The organism is Chryseobacterium sp. CY350, assembly GCF_027945075.1.
Taxonomy (GTDB): domain Bacteria; phylum Bacteroidota; class Bacteroidia; order Flavobacteriales; family Weeksellaceae; genus Chryseobacterium.
This window is the reverse complement of sequence record NZ_CP116034.1, coordinates 307,648-327,187: the sequence shown is the minus strand read 5'-3', so window position 1 is coordinate 327,187 and position 19,540 is coordinate 307,648. Positions and strand designations below refer to the sequence as shown.

Sequence of the window (19,540 nt, the reverse complement as noted above, 5' to 3'; positions counted from 1 at the left end):
AAGACTAAAACAGAAAGGCGCTTTGAAGCGCCTTTCATTTTTTGATCAATGATCATTTTCCCCAATCACAAAAATTGTGAAGGAATAAAAATGATTTTATCTAAGATTTTATTTTTTTTACAAAGGATGACGTGTATCCACCTGCTTCTAATCTAAAAAGGTTTTAAAATAAATTTACACTCAAAGATATGATGACTTTAATTCGGTATTGTATAAAAAATCTAAGCATAGTTCAATGCTTAGATTAAAAATTTAGAAAGAAATCACTGGAAAAGGTGCTTTATCATCTCTTTTAAAATTATGGTGTCACATAAAAATAGGTAAAAGTTTTGGTATCAGTAATTCCAATTGGATAGTTTATTAACTGACCTACAGAGTTATATTTCAGTATAACACCATATGTGTTTGCGTTTAGATATAGACCAGTGGTTGTTCCTCCAAATCCACCACTTGCAGGTGTACCTACGGAAGTATACTGATTCATTCCCACTGCTTGAGTTGTATAGTTTGAATAACCGTATACATCTAGTGATTCGACATATCCTGTCACAGCATCATTCGGCAATAGAATTTGAATTTTGTAATTATATATTTCTGCAACGTAAGTACCTATTGAAGGATATGAATATTGTGTATTATAAAAAATTGTTTCTGTAAACGGCTGATTACCTCCCGGTCTTGTCGAATAGGCAGGCTTACGAATTGAATATGTAAAGGGACCATGAAGAGTGGGTGCCCTTTTAAAAGTCTGGGTGTAATCATTAATCATCTCCTCCTTTGACCTGTAAATTTTTTCCGAAAGAGGAGATCTCTTAGCTTGAAGATCTTTACTAATTGTGGTATCAGAAAAAGAATCCTTTACGTAAATAGTTTCAGCACTGCTGAAATCATCTAAACGATCTTCAGTTGAACAAGAAATTAAGGCAAGAGATATAAGAACAAAAAAATATTTTTGCATCAGTTTATATTAAAAAAGTAGTTTATCGGATTTATTTAAATATGAATTCAATAAGAGGTTCAATATTCAAACCTCTTATTGAATTCTTACAATTATGGTATTAGAGATTCACTCCAAAAGATAGAGAGATATAAAGAGGATTACCTTTCAATTTAGTAAATTCGGTATCCGCAATTGGCGAGATCCCAACTAAATATGATCCTATAATTCCCGCTCTGAAGTTATCCCAATCATGCATATAACCTAATTCTGTATTTAAACCAAAATTCACTGTTTTCATTTTTAATCCTCCATCGTAGATGGTATTTTCAAATGCAGATGATGAGTCTAGTGAAATATTAATCTTCGGACCAGCACCAATAAAGAAGAAGGTACTGCTTATTGGAAGTTTATATCGAAATGTTGAAGTTAGAGAGGCAAAGCCCCATTTTTTTTCCATCTCTTTAAACGGGTTTGGAAGACTTGGATTCGTTTCTTTACCTCCTATTTGCATATATCCTAATTCACTAGAAATGTAGTATCTATCATTTTCCAGCCAATCAAGACCTACTCCACCTGAAAAAACAAAAACGTTTTTATTCAGGATAGGAAAAGTTGAATTATTAATTTTTGACAATCCACCTCCCAAAATAAGCTTAGCTTTTTGAGAAAACAAATTACATGAAATGAATAACACAAGTACAGAAATAAATTGTCGCATGCTAATAATTGAAATTATGTCGTTAAGTAATAATAAGTAAATGTTTTAGCACCCGATGCCGCCGGAACTACCGCATTGATAAGTTGCCCAACAATATTATGTGTTAATACCATGGTATAAGTATTACCCAGACAAAATTTATTACCATTTTCTGTAGCCATACTTGTATTAAAGCCAACAGTTTGTGTTGTGTAATTTGCATATCCAGGATTATCTACACTTTCAACCCAAGCAGTTACAGCATTTGATGGAACTTGAACCTTCAAGAAATAATTATACACATCAGCAATGTAAACCCCAGATGTAGGATATGTGTTTCCTACCTGTGTATAGGTCACCTTTTGATTTGTTGGGTTAGCACCAGGAGTTCCGATACTTACAGTGAAAGGCCCGTGAATAACCGGAGCTTTTTTATGCACAGAGATGAAATCAGCGATCATTTTATCCTTATTTGCCGGATAAAGCGATGCGCCATTGCTGGTAATGAAATTGTTTCCCAAAAGTTTGGAAGTAAACTCCCTGCTTTCGATCTGTGGAGAATCAGTAGTTTTTCCAAAAGATTCAAGATTTTCGTTCAAAGAATTTTCAACTGAGTCATTGTTTGTAGAGCATGACATTGCAACTACAAGCGCCATTGAAGACACTAGAATTTTTTTCATAATAATTTTATTAAAAATTGGTCTGCCAAATCTACACTAAATATCTACAATGTGAAATATTTTTTTTAATTATTTTTAAAAACATATTTAAAAAACTGATAAACAATAATTTAAATAACTAAAAATAAATTTAATTCACAACTAAAAAGATTAAAACGAATCAAATATCACAACAAAAAGATTAATATTCAGCAATAATTATATTTTTTATCATTGTTTTAAACCTTAAAAAATATGATCTCTGATTTTTAAAAACGAAATTTTGATGCATTGTTGATATGTATAGATAAAACAATTTGCCGTTAGCTTTTATGGAATTTTAGGTTCTATTACATAGAAAAAATCAGCTACCGTTATGAACTGCAAAAATTCAGTTTAACAATTTTTATTTTTGGTAGCTGAATAATAGCTTTTCAGAATCTATCCAAATAATTTCAATCAATTTATTTTCCTAAACAATTTCCTTAGAATATAACCGTTAGGTAATAAAATAAACTTAATAAAAATGACACACAAATCTTTAGTTGCTGCCGCAATTACTTTTTCAGGATTAATCACCGCTCAAACTGCAGATTCAGAATTTAAATTTGGAGCCAAAGCAGGTTATTCCTTATCAACAATGAAATTTTTTGATAATAAGCTGGATTCAAAATCATATTTTTATGCCGGTTTAGTCGGAGAACAACCCGTATCTTCAAAAATCGGCATTCAGGCTGAACTGCTCTATACTCAGATTGGTGGAAAGCAAAATGTACCCTTTGTTCAAATTACTGATAATGATCCTCAGATGATCAACATGGAACTTGATTATCAGCTAACTCAAATACAAGTACCTATTTCTATGAAATATTACTTTATCCCTAAATTTTCAGCATCTGTGGGAATGAATCTAGCATTTAATGTTTCGGAAAAAGTAAGAACGGAGCAAATAATTAACGGGACTGATTCTCAAAACTATGACGGCATTAAAAGCTTGAATCTCTTTCCATTTCTTGGCGCAGAATACAAACTTAATGATAAGTTTTTTGTAGACGCTCGGTATAATTTTAATTTCATAAAAATCAACAATGGAAATCTCCCTACTAAGATTGGTTTTTTACAGGCTGGCGTAGGCTATGTCTTTAACTAAAACCATAAAACTTACAATAAATAGAGGTTGTTTTTAGCATCCTCTATTTATTGATCAATCCAAAAGATACCTTTTACCTTTCAAATAATACTTCCTCCATCCACCCTTTTTGGGTAAGATTTCTATTCTTGTCCTGCATCATCAGAGTGTACTCTGTAACTTTATAATGTTAATCTGCTGCTTGAATTCCCTAATTACTACTTCATAATCAATAGAAGGAGCATGAGCGCATTCAAAATCTACATCCAGTACCAAATGCTTACGACCTCCAAACCATCGGTGAGAAAATATGTAATGCACATAAATGGGTTGTCATCATGTATTTTTCCTATTTAGCAACCGACATAATTAGCCCGCCTTCCAAGACCATCAAACTCTACAGGCGTTAAAACATCTTTTCCAAACACAAGTTTCCTAAACTTTTATTGTGTAAGCAGCAGCATTAGGTTTGGATTATATAGCTATGTCCTTCAATAAAGAATTTTTAAGTATCAAATTACTGTAGTTTGGGTATGGAACAAAACTGCTACAATATTTTGTATTTAAGAATTACAAAAATTTTTGGGAACAAAAGTTTAACAACATCTCAATTGAAAAACAGATCTAGAAATTGTAATCATAGAGATTATAGTATCAAAAAAAACATTTTGCAAAATTTGAGGTAAAAAAACTTTTAAACACGTCAAGTTCTGTCGCATCATGATAATTGCTTTGTATCAGTAAATAATTAAGTAGTTATTAGAAGTAAAAATTTATAAATTATAACTGGTACTTGAATCTGTTATCATTTTTTTTCTTTTGTCACAATAGTTTATTTGTACTTTAGAACACCATAAATCAAACAACAATGAATTTATCCAACGCTCCTTAAGTGAGTAGAATCTAACATTCGATCAGCCTTTCAACTACTATTAATTATGAATAGTGAACCAACTTACAATTAATTAAAATTACTATGAAAAAGATTTATTTAATTCTGTTGCTATTAACAGGAACTTACCTCCTGCGTGCACAGACACAGCCTTTTGATCTACAGGATAATGTTTTAGAATCCGCATTCACGGAATTAGAAAAGGATAGGATACCATCAGGATTTTTATTGGACGCTGCGGTTGAATTTGCCAATCTACAAAAGTACGATGGTAGCCTGCCTGACAGTTCTTACACCAGCTCTAAACTAATAGCCGGTATTTATAATACTTTATTAATGAGCCGTCTTCATGCTTCAGCGTATACCCCTAAGTCACCAGCAGATTTTGTGTCGGACTGGAAAACTGCTCAGGCAACTGATGTAATACCTTTAGGAGGTCTTTTCTACGAATACAGCCAATTCTCTGCTGAAACAGTTAATAATGCTCAGACTTTTGGAGACCCGGTTACTGTTTCGCTCGTTAATGGGAAATTCCGAGATAAATATCGAAACGGTGTATGGCGTAATCCTTATGAGCTCAAGAAAGTTTTTGCAATTGCACCATCTGTTAACTCGCATAACAAGCTTTCTTTCAAGATTAAGATGCCTAGCAATCTTTTTATCAGCAATCAAGCTTCTTTAATTCAATCCATAGAATACAAGCTTTCAGATGCAGCATCTTATCAGCCGTTAATCCAAAATCAAGTGCTTGATGTGAGCTATCCTTCGATGGGAACCTATACCTGGACATTTAAAATAACGCTGACAAATGGTCATATACTCTACAGTCATACCCGCTTTGTTGTTGATGGCAGCCTAGACTCTTATGTCGACACAAGTTCAACTGCTACGAAAAATGCGAATTTGGAGCCGCAAAGTAAGAGGACTCTTTACAGTGGCAACAACAGGGCTACAATGTATATCCACTTAGCACCTGGAAGAAATAGAGTGACCAAGCCCCTTATTGTTGCAGAAGGGTTTGATATGGGTGTTATTGTAGCGCCCACAAGAGATGCCGGTTTAAGTGATATTCAATCTTTTAAAAATTCATTACTACAAGGGGGACCTTTAGCCGGCATGATTAACAGTGACTATGATATCATTTATGTTGACTGGAATAACGGTGTAGACTATATACAAAATAATGCGGGACTATTAGCAGCGGCTATCTCTTGGGTGAATGCTAACAAACTAGGTACAGAGCAAAATGTTGTAGTTGGGCAAAGCATGGGAGGACTTGTTGCCAGGTATGCCTTAAAAGATATGGAAGACCACGGGATTGCTCACCAGACCAGACTTTTCATTTCACACGACAGTCCGCACCTCGGAGCGAATATACCTTTATCAATCCAAAATATGTTGGTCAATGTTACCCGCGCATATGTTAAAACTCCGATCGCTTTGGGTGTTGGTGAATTTGTTGTACCATTCTTTAATGAAGGAATATCTGTTGGGGACGTGCTGACCTTAACTGATACACCAGCTGCGAGACAGATGTTGCTTAATTATGTCAACAGGAACTATCAAATCAATAATTCAATGCATGATGACTGGCAGATTACACTTAAGACTAAGGGATATCCTCAGCAAACAAGAAATGTGGCTATATCAAACGGTAGTGAATGCGGTACCGATCAAACATTTTCGAACCTTTTGAGATTGTACAAAGAAACTCCTAACCAGCATATGTTTTCTGATATATTGGGTTCACTGATCGGGGTGGCAACACACAGATTGGATATGATTGTTTTAGCCTCTCTACCGGGTAGCTCAAAATACGTCTTTGATATTACAGCAAAACCCATGACGCAGTTAAACGCTTCCAATCAAATTTATAATGGCAGTATCAAATACAAGAAAAAAATACTATGGCTGGTCAATGCCCAGGTCGAACTACTCAACGGGTCGGCTAATCAGCCATCAGGAATTCTACCTTTTGACAAATATGGAGGAGGAAGATTTATGCTTGCTATGAATGAGATCCCATCATCTATATCTAATGACCTTACAGTAAATGAGTTCAGTTTCATTCCTACCCCAAGTGCCTTAGATTACAAGAGAGGTAACTCGGTCCTTACAGAAGCTGACTATCAGAAACCATTTAGTGCTAATGAGCCAAGTGATGTCAACCAAATACCGTTTGCAAACTTTATGGCAGAAACTGTCAATGAAAATAATGGGCATATCAGATTCAGCAATCGAAGCGGGTTGTTTGTACAAGATCAACTTTCTTCAAATTTGAGTGTTCAAAATACGGTACGTGCTTCGGCATATCTTTGTGGGGATAAAATTAAAATTGGTGGGGAAGATATAGTTTGCGGTACAGGGTCACCTTTAGCTTATACAACAGGCTTTGCACCTTCCATTACGTGGATCATTACTGACGGAGCTTCCTTAGTAGATATCAACGGACCAACGAACTTGCCTCAATTGATATTAACCCCTAAACCTAATGCAAACGGAAATGTGACCTTACAGGCTTTTCTACAGGGAGATGGCGGATCTAATACGGTAACTAAAAATGTATGGATTGGCGGTCCAAGAGTTAAAATGCCAAACGCTTCTTGCGGAAATCCTTATGATACGGTATGTTTTAACAGTGGAAGCTATGGACAGCTATTTAATGCCGTTGTTGACGGTGTTGGAATGGAAGGTAATCCAAGTATCAGCACAGATTACGAGTGGGAAAAAGTATATGGTAACTTTACATTTGTCAGTTCGGGAAATGGATATATTTCAACGGTCAGCAATAATGGTACAAAGGTAACCGGAAGAATGGCTATTTTATCTCCCACTACAGGAGCAAGCAGTATGCAAGTCCGTGCGCGCGCAAAAAATAAATGTGGATGGGGGCCTTGGAAGAATATCTTGTTTAATAATTATGGTAACAGAATTGCAGTTGTTGAAGAAAAACTATTTACTGTTTCTCCAAATCCTGCAAGTGATATCATTACAATCACTGCAAATAATCAAGCCAATAAAACATCAAAAATCACTGCAGAGCTCTATAATAATATTGGAGCCAGACAAGGAAATACAGTTCTTAATAATAACAAGGGTACCATTAACGTCACCGGCTTATTACCTGGTATCTATACATTGAAGATAAATTATGGCGAAGGAATTGAAAATCATCAAGTGATGGTAAAGTAATTATTAATCAATAATCTAATGAAGCAGGCAGATTTTGCCTGCTTTTTCTATTAAACAGATTATGGCTTTTTTTAGAGATATCCACATTCCTGTAAAGTTTAATGACAACAATATTTTAGTATACACCTGCATTGAAGATTATCAACTTACTTTTCAAAATGTATAAAAGCATATAATTTAAGATCATCAATCTGCGCAAATACGATACAGCTCGCCTTGATTAGTTTTCACAAAATGTTTAATCCATGGGAAATCCTTTTCATCCTTCAAATAAAAACTCCACCAATCCATCATTTTTAAAGTAAGATCCTTTTGGTTATCTTGCTGCATTAACGCATGCTGCTCATCTTTATAAAGTAAAGCAATAACAGGCTTTCTATACTTACGTAAAGCAATAAAAAGAGATCTTGTATGTTCAAAATCCACATTGGTGTCACCGGTTCCCACCCACAACAGCATTGGTGATGAGACATCCTGCGCAAACATGATGGGACTGTTTTTGATATATTTTTCAGGATTGTCAGCCAGCGGAGTTTTGAACTCATACTGCCTTCCTTCCACACGCCAGTATTCCGGCGCATCAAAACCTTTATTAAGTGAATAAAACATTCGCAGCGGATCTGTAACTGCAGCCCCAGCAATATATGCAGCAAATCTTTTCGAATGTCCGGCAATAAATGAAGTCTCATATCCACCAAAAGACTGTCCTACCAATCCTAATCTTGTACTATCAACCTCCTTGATTTTAACCAGTTCATCTATTGCACTATTCACACTTTCCAAAGCTGACAATGCTGGTCCTTTTTCTGAGTATGAAATATCAGGAAGAAAAATACCAATCCCGGAATGTAATAAAAGAGCTTCATTCATTCCCAATCCATTCAGATAGCTTGCTTTAAAATAACGGTTGGTCAAGTGATGCTGCGATTCATAAATATGGGTTACCACAGGATATTTCAAAGAAGAATTGAAATTCTGCGGCAAATACAATGCACCAGAAAGATCAACACCACCAGAACCTTTATAGCGAACTACCACTCTTTTTAAATTTTCCACACCTTGCATTTCTTTATTGGATCGGTAAATCTCCATTGCAGCCTTTGATTTTCTTTTTGCCATAAGTACAGGTGCTTTATTAAAGTTTTCAGATAGCCAAACATAAGCCTCTGCATTTTCAGCCTTCTTAAATTCAGATAGATGATCAGACGTCTCGGCAACGATCAAATCTACTCTCCCCTTCTTATCAACAGATACATACTTAAATCTAGCGTTTTCAACATCGGAGAGTTTTATAATCAGTAATTGATCCAGATTTACCGAACCAAAATGTTTTCCGTAACCAAATGGAGTCTGTTCAACATCAGCATTGATTATCTGTACTTCGAACTGATCAAATTCAGCCAAAATTCTTGTACTACAATAAAGGATATTTTCTAAAATCAACTTCCCATTAAATATCCATAGTATCTGATCCTTCGATGTGTAATACGGAGCAGCACTCGCAGGCATCTTCTTATCACGAATCATCCCTGAATCAAGATCAAACAGCCACCATCTATTTTCTTTGACTACTAATACAGAATTACCTTTGGGATCAATTACCATTTTTCCGTTAAACTCTGTAAGTAAAGAGTGACTATCATTTCTACTGTTCCACAAGACCAACTGGTCGTAACCTTTTCCCGATTTACGGTCTGCTTTGTCAGTCAACCAGTCGTCTTCAAATAATTTTAAGAAAAAACCTTTCTTCCCGATCCGAGTTTCGCTGCTATACATCTCATTGCTAACAGGAGTTTTAGTCCTATTTACAGGATTCCATATCAATTTATGTTTTTCCAAGTGGCCTCTAATGTATTTACCGAGCTGCTTTTCCTCGCCATACCATATTTGCACATTTTCTTTTTCAGGATACGCAATCTTCGAAAAAACAAGGAACACATTTTCATCATCTTGTGAGGTTTCCAAAGTCATATTCTGAAATCCTGCAAGGTCGTCCTCCATACGAACAGCTTCATAATCTTTAGAAACATAGACCGCTGCAATCCCTTCTTCCCTAACTTCGCTGAGAATATATCCGCCAGCTGCAATTCCCGACAACCAAATATCCTGGATTGCATGAGATGTCGAATATATCTTTTGCAATTTTTCGTTTTGTAAAACAAACGCCTCATTCACAATTTTATCTTTTCTCATCACAAAAAGATGATTCTCCTTTTTAAGATAAAAACTAACCTTCTCCAATATGTCTTGCAATCTCATCTTATCATTGTACAATTCCAACCTCCCTTCCCCTTTTTCATTATAATGTACAACCAGTAAGTCCTCACCTTTGAGATATTCCATGGATTTAACATGATCGAAATACCTTGATTTACCCGTAAGTAAGTTGAGAACTTCAAGTCTGCTGCCTGTCAAAAGGCTTATTTTATCCTTCGCAAAAATCCATTTCTTAACAGATTTCCGCATGAATTGTTTTTTTGGATCATCTATACTGCGCACATAAACCACCATCTCCCGCAAGTCATTTTTCGAAGAATACCAGGCGACCCACTTACCATTATCAGATATTTTCGGACTCATGAGATTCTCCGTTTTTTGTACCAACTCATCAAGCTCCGGATATTTCTGCCCCTGCAAAGTAACAAAGGGCATCATAACCATCAATACAGCAATAGTCGAAAATGCAATATTTATAAACTTTCTCATACAGAAAGCGGATCTGAAAACAACTTCCACACACTCCCTATTGATACCCATCATTCTGAGGATTTAGATTAGGATTGACCAAAAGTTCCTTCTGAGGCAGCGGCCAAAATTGATGGAAAGCTTTCCAGTTGGGTTTTATCAATACCAATAAAGAAAGATCCCCCCAGCGTTTAAGATCAAAGAACCGCTGACCATGTTCAGCAAAGAACTCCCTTCTTTTTTCCGCTTTCAGTTCATTCATTGCCACCGGAGCCGCAATCCCGGTACTTAACGCGGTCAAACCCGCCCTTTGTCTTGTTTTGTTAAGATGCGGAACCGCCTCAGCCACTTTCCCCTGCTGAATCAGAACCTCAGCCAACATCAGATGCACCTCCTCCAGTCTGAAAACAACAGAATATTCGGTGGTATTGTTTCCTGCCGAGATATTCTTGTATTTCGTCGAACGGTAATTCGTCTGCCCATTAAAAGTTACACCCGTAAAATAATGCAGCCTTCTCAAATCCCCTGATGAAAAAGAATTCACCAGATTGACATTCAGAACGTAAGATGTAGGAGCTGTTGTAAAACTATACAGCGTAGCTTCCTTCGTCGGATCATTGTTATTCCTTGGCTTCAACTGCCAAATAATGTGAGAACCATTCTTCTGAAAAACCTTCGCAATATCATTCTGAAATGCATACCCTGAAGTCTGAAGCACGGACTGACACAAGACTTCTGCCTCACTCCATTTTCCGATCAGCATTTTCATCCTGGCCAACAGTACCGTTCCCACTGCCTTATTCGCATAAATTCTTTCAGCACTGCGGTAATTGGACGGCATCAGATTCACCGCCTCTGACATATCCGTTTCAAGCCTCACCAAAAACTGCTCTTTAGGCATTCTTTTCAAATTCATGTTAACAGTATAGTCAATCGTATCCGTATAAGGAACCTCACCATAAATCTGATACAGATAAAAATACAGCAACGAGCGGACAAATACAGCCTCACCCCGAATACGGTCTTTCACCGCAACAGGAAGAATTTTTGAATGCTCCACCCCATAAATAATGCTGTTGGCAATATAAATCTGCTGGTAAGCATTCGTCCAAACCGAATTAACAACGGTATTGGTAGGAACCTGCTGATTATTAAAAATATCAACAATCCCGTTGTTGGCTGTCGTCAAAATACACGTAATATCATCAGTATAATTTCCCAGAAAATACCCCGTCCCGTCAGAAGAACCCGCCAGCATACTGTTATTCCATAAAGCTCCGTACAATCCCGCCAAAGCAGCTTCGGCCGTCTGCTCATCTTCGAATACCCGCTCCGTAGGAAGCTGGTTATTCGGAAAATCAGTCTCTATCCATTTTTCGCACGAGTTCACAGCAAGCAGCAGTGCCACCAATAACGCGATATAGAACGGTAGTTTAATATATTTGATCATTTTTTTATTCTTTTAATTATTTTATTTATTACTAAGTAGAATACAAGTAAATCCATTAAAAAGTCAGCTGGAATCCCATAGAATACGTCTTCAACGGCGGAAGGTAACCGACAATGTTGAATTCAGGATCGAGCCCGAAATAATTCGACAGCGTCAGCAGGTTTTGCCCCTGCACATAAATCATCGCTTCCCTGAACCCAAACTTCTGCACCGGGATGCTGTAGTTCAGCTGAACATTCTTCAGCCTGATAAAAGAAGCATCACCCACAGCAGCCGTAGAATTCTGAAAGAATAAATTCAAAGCATTTTTCTGTGCATTCGTTCCAGCAGTATAAGACATATAATCCGCATCAGGATTAGAGGGCGACCATGCATTCAACACCTCTACAGGCTGATTGTTCATCGTACCCGGAAGCGATATCTGACGGTTGTAATTAAAATTCCGTTGTTTGACAAAATGCCATAAGAAAGATGCAGACCACTGTTTAAACCTGAAACTATTGTTCCAGCCCCCATGCAGTTCAACACCTACTCGCTCAGCCAGCTTATTGTCATCAGGACTGGTGATCTTCCCGTCACCGTTAAAGTCCCTGAACCTATATAATCCGGTCACCGGATCGATCCTATCATACTGATACAACTTCACAATCCCTACCGGCTGCCCGATCATATACTGGTTCGCATACGTAGAACCTTCAAGGTTCGGAAACTCTAACAGCTTATTTCTGGGAATACTTACATTCAGCGATGTATTGTACTTAAACTCACCACTTCGAAGTACCTGGAAAGACGCATCAAATTCCCATCCCGTATTCTGAATCTTAGCAGGAAGGTTCGACTGTATCGAAGAAAACCCTGTTGTTGCAGGAAGTGGAATTCCCACTAATTGATTCGATGAGGTATTTTCATAATACGCCGCAGAAAAACCCAGCCTGTTCCTAAACATTCCCAATTCAAGGGCAATCTCCTTCTTCACCGTTTTCTCCCAACTGAAATAAGGATTATAAAGCCTAGCAGGATTCAGCCCCGTAATTCCGTTATAGATATTCGCAGAGACGATATAGGTATTCAGATACTGATAGTCCCCGATCTTATCATTCCCTGTCGTTCCGATACTTCCCCGGATCTTACCAAGACTCAGCCATTGACTCTCTTTCAAAAATCCTTCCTCAGAAAACAACCACGCTGCTCCTACTGCTCCGAAATTCCCAAAACGGTTATTGGCACCGAAGCGGCTTGAACCGTCCCTTCTACCCGTTAGGTTCACAATGTATTTCTTCTTCAGCTGATAATTGAACCTTGTAAAAGCAGCAGTATAATAGTACTGGGTAACGACCTGGTCAGGAATTACCTTCGTCTTAGCAGCTCCGATATTCCCAATCAGTGCATTGCTTTCAAAACCCAATCCCTGTATTGCACCCTGATCAGAGACCGTCTGCTGCAGGGTTGTTCCTAACAGAAGCTCAAACTGGTGCTCTTTCCACCCGTAGGTTCCTACCACCTGCGGTTCGATGATATAAGAAAAGTTGGTCTGCTTGTTTTTAGACGAGATCGAATTGGCACTCGTAAGCCCCGATGAAGGATTATACATCGTATGCGGTTTCAGAGACTGCTCTTCAAAATTCTGATAGCTGATTCCCCCATTCATCTTTAAAGACAGAAAAGGAAACAGCTTATAGGAAACATTAAGCCCATTGTTAAAATAAGCGGTCTTGTTCAGATACTCGCTTTTCAACCCTGCAATCGGATTCGAAAAAGTAGAATTCTCCCAATTGATCTCCCCTGACGAAGTATACAAAGCCGGTGCATTAGGACTCAAAGTCAAACTTCTACGGGTCAGGTCATCATTCTGCACATTATTATTCTGAAAGGAAATGGAATTCGTCATATTCAATTCCAACTTCTTATCCGGTGTCCTGTAACTGAAACTCCCACTGAAATTATTCGTCCTGTACCTGAAATCCGCAGGAAAGACCGTCGACTGCTCATTATGATTATAGCTGATCAGATAAGACATATTTTCAGAACCACCGCTCAATGACAACTGAACCACAGAAGCCGTAGCGGTATTCCCAATCAACTCCTTCTGCCAATCCGTAAATCTGCTCTGATCCCAAATCCCGTTAATATCATAATTAGCAGCAGGAACAACAGAAATATTATCATTCTGAAAAGCCTGTCTACGCATATCCAGATACTCCTCTGTACTCAACAACTTCATCCGCCTGGCAGCACTGCTTAAAGAATAACTTGTATTCAATTTCACCTCAGTCCTGCCTTTCTTCCCTTTCTTAGTCGTCACAATGATCACCCCATTCGCACCGCGGCTCCCATAAATAGCAGTAGCATCCGCATCCTTCAAGATCTCAAAGCTTTCAATATCATTAGGATTAATCGAGTTCAAAGGATTAATAGAAGAAAACGGAAGAATCGTCGCAGAATAAAGAGAAGGCGTTTCAGAAGCCTGAGGCACCCCATCAATAATATACAAAGGTTCATTCCCCTCCCTACGAATACTGTTCTTTCCCCTAATCTGAATATCAAACCCACCACCCGGAACACCCGAGTTCTGAGTAATCGACACCCCAGACATTCTTCCTTGGGCAGACGAAAGAACATTCGTCACAGGCTGGTTCTCAATATCCTTTGCAGAAATCTTCGCAATACTCCCCGTTCTCTCCTTATCCCGAACCTTATAATATCCTGCATTGAGAACGACCTCCTCTATTGATTTCTCTTTGTCGTTCTCTTTACCCAATGAGACATTAACAGCTACTTTATCGCTTAAAGAAACTTTTCGGTCAGGATAATCAGGGTGCTTAAAGACAAGGACAGGATTCTCACCTGATACCTGAACTCTATAAATACCTGAACTATTGGTAGTAGCAACCGCATCACTACCCTCCTGAAATATACTTACCCCTGAAATCGGTTTATTATTAGTATTATCTGTAACAGTGCCTGTAATCACACGCATCTGTCCTATTGCTACGCCGGAGGCGAGCAAGGTGAAGCCAAAAGCCAATTGAATATGACTCAGGCTGCAAAAGTTTTTTTTCATACTTTTGAAAAGATTTAATTCGTTAAATTTTAGGCTCTCTTCTGCACTGCGTAAATTCCACAATACTTATAGTGCTAAGAGGGCTTTCTTGTTTCTATGGTTAGTTATTCTTTACACTTTCTGTTTCTTAAAATTCAGTTTTATTTTTAGCATAGACATAGTTTACTGCGATGATGCTTGGGAGGAAGCCTCAGTAAGAACATAGCAAAACCTCCTGCCCCAACACATCTTAAAAAATTAATATGAATGAAAATTGTGTCCTATAAAAGCTTCAAAAGCCGCAATGAGTTGTACACCCCATTGTATCGTTCAGTCTGATACTGTATTTTGAGGAAGCGGCTTAGGATGTAGAATATGAGAATGCTGGAATAAAAACAGCGTGAGACTCTACATATCCATTCTGAGGTACTGGTATACCTTGTATACAGATAAGAGAGCTCACGCCGCGGTCGTGAGCTATTGTACTTATCCTCTCGTATACTTTAAATTACCAGTTTTCAGAATGAGATTCTAAGCAATAGCTTCTATTTTTCTTTGAAGTATCGCAAAATTACATTTTCTGTAACTTATTTTACAAATATAATAATTTTATTTATTACCTGGTAATATATTACCACGAATTTTTAAATCGAAAATCCAAAATTGCTTGTAAATATTTTATTTATGGATAGCAAAGAAGTCTTAAGATTATTTATGCTAGAATTCTCGGAAAATTTGAAAAAGATTCGAGCTAAAAAATATAACTCAATGGACGAAGTTGCGCAGAATTCAACTTTCGATTCAAGTAATTACAATAAATTTGAAAATGGAAAAGGCAATCCTACCATTGAAACAATGTTAAAAATGTCATCTGCTTTTGGTATTTCTCCTAAAGAACTTTTTGACTTTGATTTTGATATTGAGAAATATAAAATTGATGAATAGATAAACGAAATCCTAGCTCTTAGTTAGGATTTCGTTTTATTTATCAATTTCTTTGTAATATCTATCAGAACATTGTTTAAGAACGTCCTCTGTCTCCTGATATTGCTTTAAGTTTTGTTGTAATCATTAGTTTTATTGTAAAGACTAATCGATAATACAAATATTGCAATCGTTGAAATAATGCTGTAATTTTTAAATGTTTTCACAAACGCGTTTTTGACAAATATATTAAAATACTATACAATTAATAGCTCTAAAAAAATGTACATTTGAGAATAATAAAAACTTTTAATCAGCAAATGTCAACTAAAATATTCACTATTATAAAGTCATTTTTCAACATAATAATTATAACAACATCATTAATACTAGTAGGAGTATCAGCGAGTGCCTTATTTATTGTTCAAACAAATCTCTGTAATGACTATTTTGATCCTAGTATCCTAGGATTAAATAATTACATTAAAGAATTTAGTGAATTCAAAGAATTATTTGCTGCAACAATAACACTAATCGTCGCTTACTTTGGGATACTAAGATTAACTGCCGCCGAGGTTGCCAACAGAGAAAAGGTAAAACAGGACAGATTTAATGAGTGGAAAAATTTATTAGATATACGAATTATTGAAGTCGAAAAAAACAATAATTTTTTTAAGAGACAATTTGCTGATTTACGATGGAAGTTATTTGAAAGGTTATATGAAAATAAGATGGAAATAAATTCTGCAAAAGAATTAAATAAAATTTTTGACGATGAGATGCGAAGCTCTGTAAGGTTTCTGGAAGAAAATAATGATAAATATTTTGGAAAGGAAGTGTATCCAGACAAGCATTACAGCTATATGTACACAGATTTTCAATTTATATTTTTGGGATTGCTGGATAAATATTACGATGGTATTGAAGACGACCTGAAAAATATCATTTTGAATTCTCTAAATCCGCAAAGAGTTATTAATTACGATCGATATATTTCAACATTTAAATAAAAAATTTTATTCAATATAAAAACTTACTTTTTGTTGTTGCTAATTAGAAAATAAGGTTATAATTAAAAACAAATCAAAAGGGTTTAAAAAATAATTAACAATTAGTAAATATTTTTTAGTGCGCAAAAAGAATGCGCACATCAGTAATTACTTTGCATTATGAATATAACAGTTAGAGACTTAGAGCTATTAGTAAACGATAAAAACAAAACAGTTTACAATTCAATGTATGATATAATTCTAGACCAGTTCGAGGATGCCTTACGTTACATTGACGTTGACAATCTTAATGAAGAAAGACAAAAGGTATTAGGAACCTGTGGAATTTATTTGAGTTCGATTGTGGAACTATTACATACACTGCGTGATTTAATGGATAAAGGTTATATCGAAAGTGCTGGTTCAATTGCTACTGCATGTTGGGAGCGTATTTTAACCCTAAGGAAAATTTTAATTGAGCCTATTCCAAATGCTCAACTTCATACAGATCATGCATTAACTAAGAAAACACCTTGGAGAGTTTACGACATGGTCTGTGATGTTTTAGAGAATGAACGTAGAATTAAAAACATTACAACCAAACGTCCTTTTGAAGAAAAGAATTTTTATATGCAATATACTGTTTTAAGTAGTATTAAGCATGGAAACCCATATACTATCTCCTATATATATCGACCTGATTATAGCTCGGATATAAAGTTGTTTAAGCTTAAATCAAATGATAGTCTACAGGACAAAGATTTAAAAATATATATCAAGATGTTAATTATCGACAATGCTCTTGACGCTCTTCTTGATTACAGTAAAGAGTTTAGATCAAATTATAGTTTTTTAGAAGATTTGAGGCAAGAATTCGACGGCCTTATTGCTTCCGTAGAATTACAAGTTCCTTCCATAATGTTGACTACCCCAGAAGAAATGGGACAAGATTATTGGGATTATCTAATTGAATTAGAAAAGAAACGTAGATTTTAATACTAATTTTTAAAAGTGTAAAAGATGACTGTCGGTAGAGAGACTTTAGAACAAGCGATTTCAAATGCATTGATTAATGCAAAGGAACTTTATGAGGAAGCTGAAATACTTAAACGTGAAAAAAAATACGCTAGATCCTATACACTATTCCATCTGGCAATTGAGGAAGTTGGAAAAGTATTTGTGATATTTAAATATTTATTAGCCAACGATTATTCAGATGAAAAACTGAAAAAATTTGATATTGAATTTAGGCAACACAAAATTAAACTTGATTTATCAACAAATATCGACGTTTTTGCACTTTGGGCCAAAGATGGAGCTTTAAGTAATGAGATACTCGAAAATGCAACATACTCTAAAGAACAAATTGACAAATTAAATAATCTAAAAAACCTTAGTTTATACTCATTTATACACAATGGCAGCAGTTATAACCCTTCCCAAATAATTGAATCTGAAGACATAGATCAGATTAAAACAATTGCAGAATACAGAATTAAAGGCACAGAAGATTTAACGAATATATTTTTATCAGATTTAGATAGGCTTATTGCAGTTGTAGCAAAATCTAAAATTGAGAATAAGTAGCCTACATTTTAAATACAACTTTTAAAATAGATTTAGCAATTAATAACTTAAATTATTACTAAACTATTTAAATGAATATTTCAAAATTTTATTGACAATGATGACAATTGAAAACTTAATTAATACTGTTTCTGGTGGGCTTAAAATGATTCATATTTTGAATACTAATTGTGATGAACTAAATGTCAAAGATGTTAGTTTGTTAAATGAGGATACTCTTTGCTGTAGTTTTTATCCTGTTTCGCAAAGATCTAATGATATCAAATTGGAGATTGCTACAATTATGGGATTTTTTAACGGCTTTTTTAGAGACACTTCTTATGAAAACATTAATCTCAATTATTATGCAGTTCGAGCATTCGATATAAACAATATGGAAATATTGAACGCTCTATCAACTAAATCAGCTGCAGAAAACATAGGAACAGAAAAATCAATTGAGTGGCTCAAATTAACCCTTTTTCAAGAAAACACAGAAGATTATCGACTTTCTCAAGCAAAGCAAATAATATTTGAAATTGAAAACGGATTAAGAGAAATTGTAAAAGATAAACTCAGAGATAAGTATGGAGAAAATTGGTGGGATATAGGACTGAACAGCAAACTAGGAAAAGATGTCAAGGAAATTTATTTTAATCAATTTGGGATGGATTGTACCGACGGTGATATTTTAATTGCATATACATTTACATTACAACTCAAAAAAATCATTTTAACCCATTTTAATTTATTTAAATCTTATTTTAAGAGTCCTACTCAATTTGAAAATTCAATGGATCAGCTAAATAAATTGAGACGAGAGGAAGCACATAACAGACCTATTTCAGATTTCGACTTGGTAAATCTTCGGGAATTGCACGAAGATTTACTGTCAAAGGTCTTAATTGATTTAAAATCCTTTCAATCTGTTTATTTAACAGAAAATTGGAGAATAAAAATTAAAAAGATTATGAATGAAAGACGATATAGATCAATTTATAGCGAGCTCGAAATTATAAATGAGTTAGATCTCGGGAAAAAGTTATTAAAGGTTACAGAAAATTTAACTTCTCTAATTTCATATTTAGATGATACAATTAGAAAGTTAAAATCCATCACTGTTCCTGTACATAAAAAGGATATTCATAAAGAATTATTGTTCTGTTTTGAAAAACAAAAGGAGCTACAACAGTTTTTATTAGATCAAACTTTAATTTTTGATAACGAAAAAATTAATTCCATAGTAAATGAGATTAATTTACATAAAATAGAAATGGATAAATTTTCGATGAAAATTTTATTAAATGAAAGTTAACAGTTCTACTTATAAGTAAAATTACCGATACTTTCTACTAGAAAACTAAAAAAACCACTAAG

The 19,540-nt window shown here is 35.5% G+C and carries 13 protein-coding genes; 7 read left to right on the top strand and 6 right to left on the bottom strand.

Going from position 1 to position 19,540, the window contains the following annotated elements; genetic code table 11:
• Positions 1–298: 298 nt before the first annotated feature.
• The 3 genes from PGH12_RS01405 to PGH12_RS01395 form a co-directional block, all read right to left on the bottom strand.
• Positions 299–958, bottom strand: a complete 660-nt coding sequence (locus tag PGH12_RS01405) for a hypothetical protein (RefSeq protein WP_267597750.1) — start codon at positions 956–958, stop codon at positions 299–301.
• Between the two features lie 100 nt (positions 959–1,058).
• On the bottom strand, positions 1,059–1,658 hold the full coding sequence (locus tag PGH12_RS01400; RefSeq protein WP_267597751.1) for a hypothetical protein: 600 nt from the start codon (positions 1,656–1,658) through the stop codon (positions 1,059–1,061).
• Positions 1,659–1,672: 14 nt separating this feature from the next.
• Entirely contained in the window at positions 1,673–2,317 is a 645-nt protein-coding gene (locus PGH12_RS01395) for a hypothetical protein (RefSeq protein ID WP_267597752.1), read from the bottom strand.
• Between the two features lie 505 nt (positions 2,318–2,822).
• On the opposite strand from PGH12_RS01395, the gene PGH12_RS01390 reads away from it, so the two are divergent.
• Both PGH12_RS01390 and PGH12_RS01385 read left to right on the top strand, forming a co-directional pair.
• Positions 2,823–3,446, top strand: a complete 624-nt coding sequence (locus PGH12_RS01390) for a porin family protein (protein WP_267597753.1) — start codon at positions 2,823–2,825, stop codon at positions 3,444–3,446.
• A 1,825-nt stretch (positions 3,447–5,271) separates the two neighbouring features.
• Entirely contained in the window at positions 5,272–7,509 is a 2,238-nt protein-coding gene (locus PGH12_RS01385) for a T9SS type A sorting domain-containing protein (RefSeq protein ID WP_267597754.1), read from the top strand.
• Positions 7,510–7,695: 186 nt separating this feature from the next.
• On the opposite strand, the gene PGH12_RS01380 is transcribed toward PGH12_RS01385, so the two are convergent.
• Genes PGH12_RS01380 through PGH12_RS01370 form a run of 3 tightly spaced genes read right to left on the bottom strand, consistent with a single transcriptional unit; the run spans position 7,696 to position 14,705 of the window.
• Positions 7,696–10,215: an alpha/beta hydrolase family protein gene (locus PGH12_RS01380; protein WP_267597755.1), complete on the bottom strand. Its 2,520-nt coding sequence runs from the start codon at positions 10,213–10,215 to the stop codon at positions 7,696–7,698.
• A gap of 37 nt (positions 10,216–10,252) precedes the next feature.
• Positions 10,253–11,644: a RagB/SusD family nutrient uptake outer membrane protein gene (locus PGH12_RS01375; protein ID WP_267597756.1), complete on the bottom strand. Its 1,392-nt coding sequence runs from the start codon at positions 11,642–11,644 to the stop codon at positions 10,253–10,255.
• A gap of 55 nt (positions 11,645–11,699) precedes the next feature.
• Complete coding sequence (locus PGH12_RS01370; RefSeq protein WP_267597757.1) at positions 11,700–14,705, bottom strand: SusC/RagA family TonB-linked outer membrane protein; 3,006 nt, start codon at positions 14,703–14,705, stop codon at positions 11,700–11,702.
• A 663-nt stretch (positions 14,706–15,368) separates the two neighbouring features.
• Between PGH12_RS01370 and PGH12_RS01365 the strand changes: the two genes are divergently transcribed.
• From PGH12_RS01365 to PGH12_RS01345, 5 genes are all read left to right on the top strand, one after another.
• Positions 15,369–15,629: a helix-turn-helix domain-containing protein gene (locus PGH12_RS01365; protein ID WP_267597758.1), complete on the top strand. Its 261-nt coding sequence runs from the start codon at positions 15,369–15,371 to the stop codon at positions 15,627–15,629.
• Between the two features lie 299 nt (positions 15,630–15,928).
• Entirely contained in the window at positions 15,929–16,618 is a 690-nt protein-coding gene (locus tag PGH12_RS01360; protein ID WP_267597759.1) for a hypothetical protein, read from the top strand.
• Positions 16,619–16,777: 159 nt separating this feature from the next.
• Positions 16,778–17,593 (top strand): hypothetical protein, encoded by an 816-nt coding sequence (locus PGH12_RS01355; RefSeq protein ID WP_267597760.1) that lies wholly within the window; start codon positions 16,778–16,780, stop codon positions 17,591–17,593.
• Between the two features lie 24 nt (positions 17,594–17,617).
• Entirely contained in the window at positions 17,618–18,184 is a 567-nt protein-coding gene (locus PGH12_RS01350; protein ID WP_267597761.1) for an AbiV family abortive infection protein, read from the top strand.
• 97 nt (positions 18,185–18,281) lie between these two features.
• Positions 18,282–19,478 (top strand): Swt1 family HEPN domain-containing protein, encoded by a 1,197-nt coding sequence (locus PGH12_RS01345; RefSeq protein ID WP_267597762.1) that lies wholly within the window; start codon positions 18,282–18,284, stop codon positions 19,476–19,478.
• The last annotated feature ends 62 nt before the right edge of the window (positions 19,479–19,540 follow it).

Excerpts from the sequence above, each read along its gene's own strand:
- PGH12_RS01390 (WP_267597753.1), top strand. The coding sequence starts at position 2,823 with ATGACACACAAATCTTTAGTTGCTGCCGCAATTACTTTTTCAGGATTA.
- PGH12_RS01350 (WP_267597761.1), top strand. The coding sequence starts at position 17,618 with ATGACTGTCGGTAGAGAGACTTTAGAACAAGCGATTTCAAATGCATTG.
- PGH12_RS01360 (WP_267597759.1), top strand. The coding sequence starts at position 15,929 with ATGTCAACTAAAATATTCACTATTATAAAGTCATTTTTCAACATAATA.
- PGH12_RS01395 (WP_267597752.1), bottom strand. The coding sequence starts at position 2,317 with ATGAAAAAAATTCTAGTGTCTTCAATGGCGCTTGTAGTTGCAATGTCA.
- PGH12_RS01385 (WP_267597754.1), top strand. The coding sequence starts at position 5,272 with ATGTATATCCACTTAGCACCTGGAAGAAATAGAGTGACCAAGCCCCTT.
- PGH12_RS01400 (WP_267597751.1), bottom strand. The coding sequence starts at position 1,658 with ATGCGACAATTTATTTCTGTACTTGTGTTATTCATTTCATGTAATTTG.
- PGH12_RS01345 (WP_267597762.1), top strand. The coding sequence starts at position 18,282 with ATGATGACAATTGAAAACTTAATTAATACTGTTTCTGGTGGGCTTAAA.
- PGH12_RS01405 (WP_267597750.1), bottom strand. The coding sequence starts at position 958 with ATGCAAAAATATTTTTTTGTTCTTATATCTCTTGCCTTAATTTCTTGT.
- PGH12_RS01370 (WP_267597757.1), bottom strand. The coding sequence starts at position 14,705 with ATGAAAAAAAACTTTTGCAGCCTGAGTCATATTCAATTGGCTTTTGGC.
- PGH12_RS01375 (WP_267597756.1), bottom strand. The coding sequence starts at position 11,644 with ATGATCAAATATATTAAACTACCGTTCTATATCGCGTTATTGGTGGCA.
- PGH12_RS01380 (WP_267597755.1), bottom strand. The coding sequence starts at position 10,215 with ATGAGAAAGTTTATAAATATTGCATTTTCGACTATTGCTGTATTGATG.
- PGH12_RS01365 (WP_267597758.1), top strand. The coding sequence starts at position 15,369 with ATGGATAGCAAAGAAGTCTTAAGATTATTTATGCTAGAATTCTCGGAA.
- PGH12_RS01355 (WP_267597760.1), top strand. The coding sequence starts at position 16,778 with ATGAATATAACAGTTAGAGACTTAGAGCTATTAGTAAACGATAAAAAC.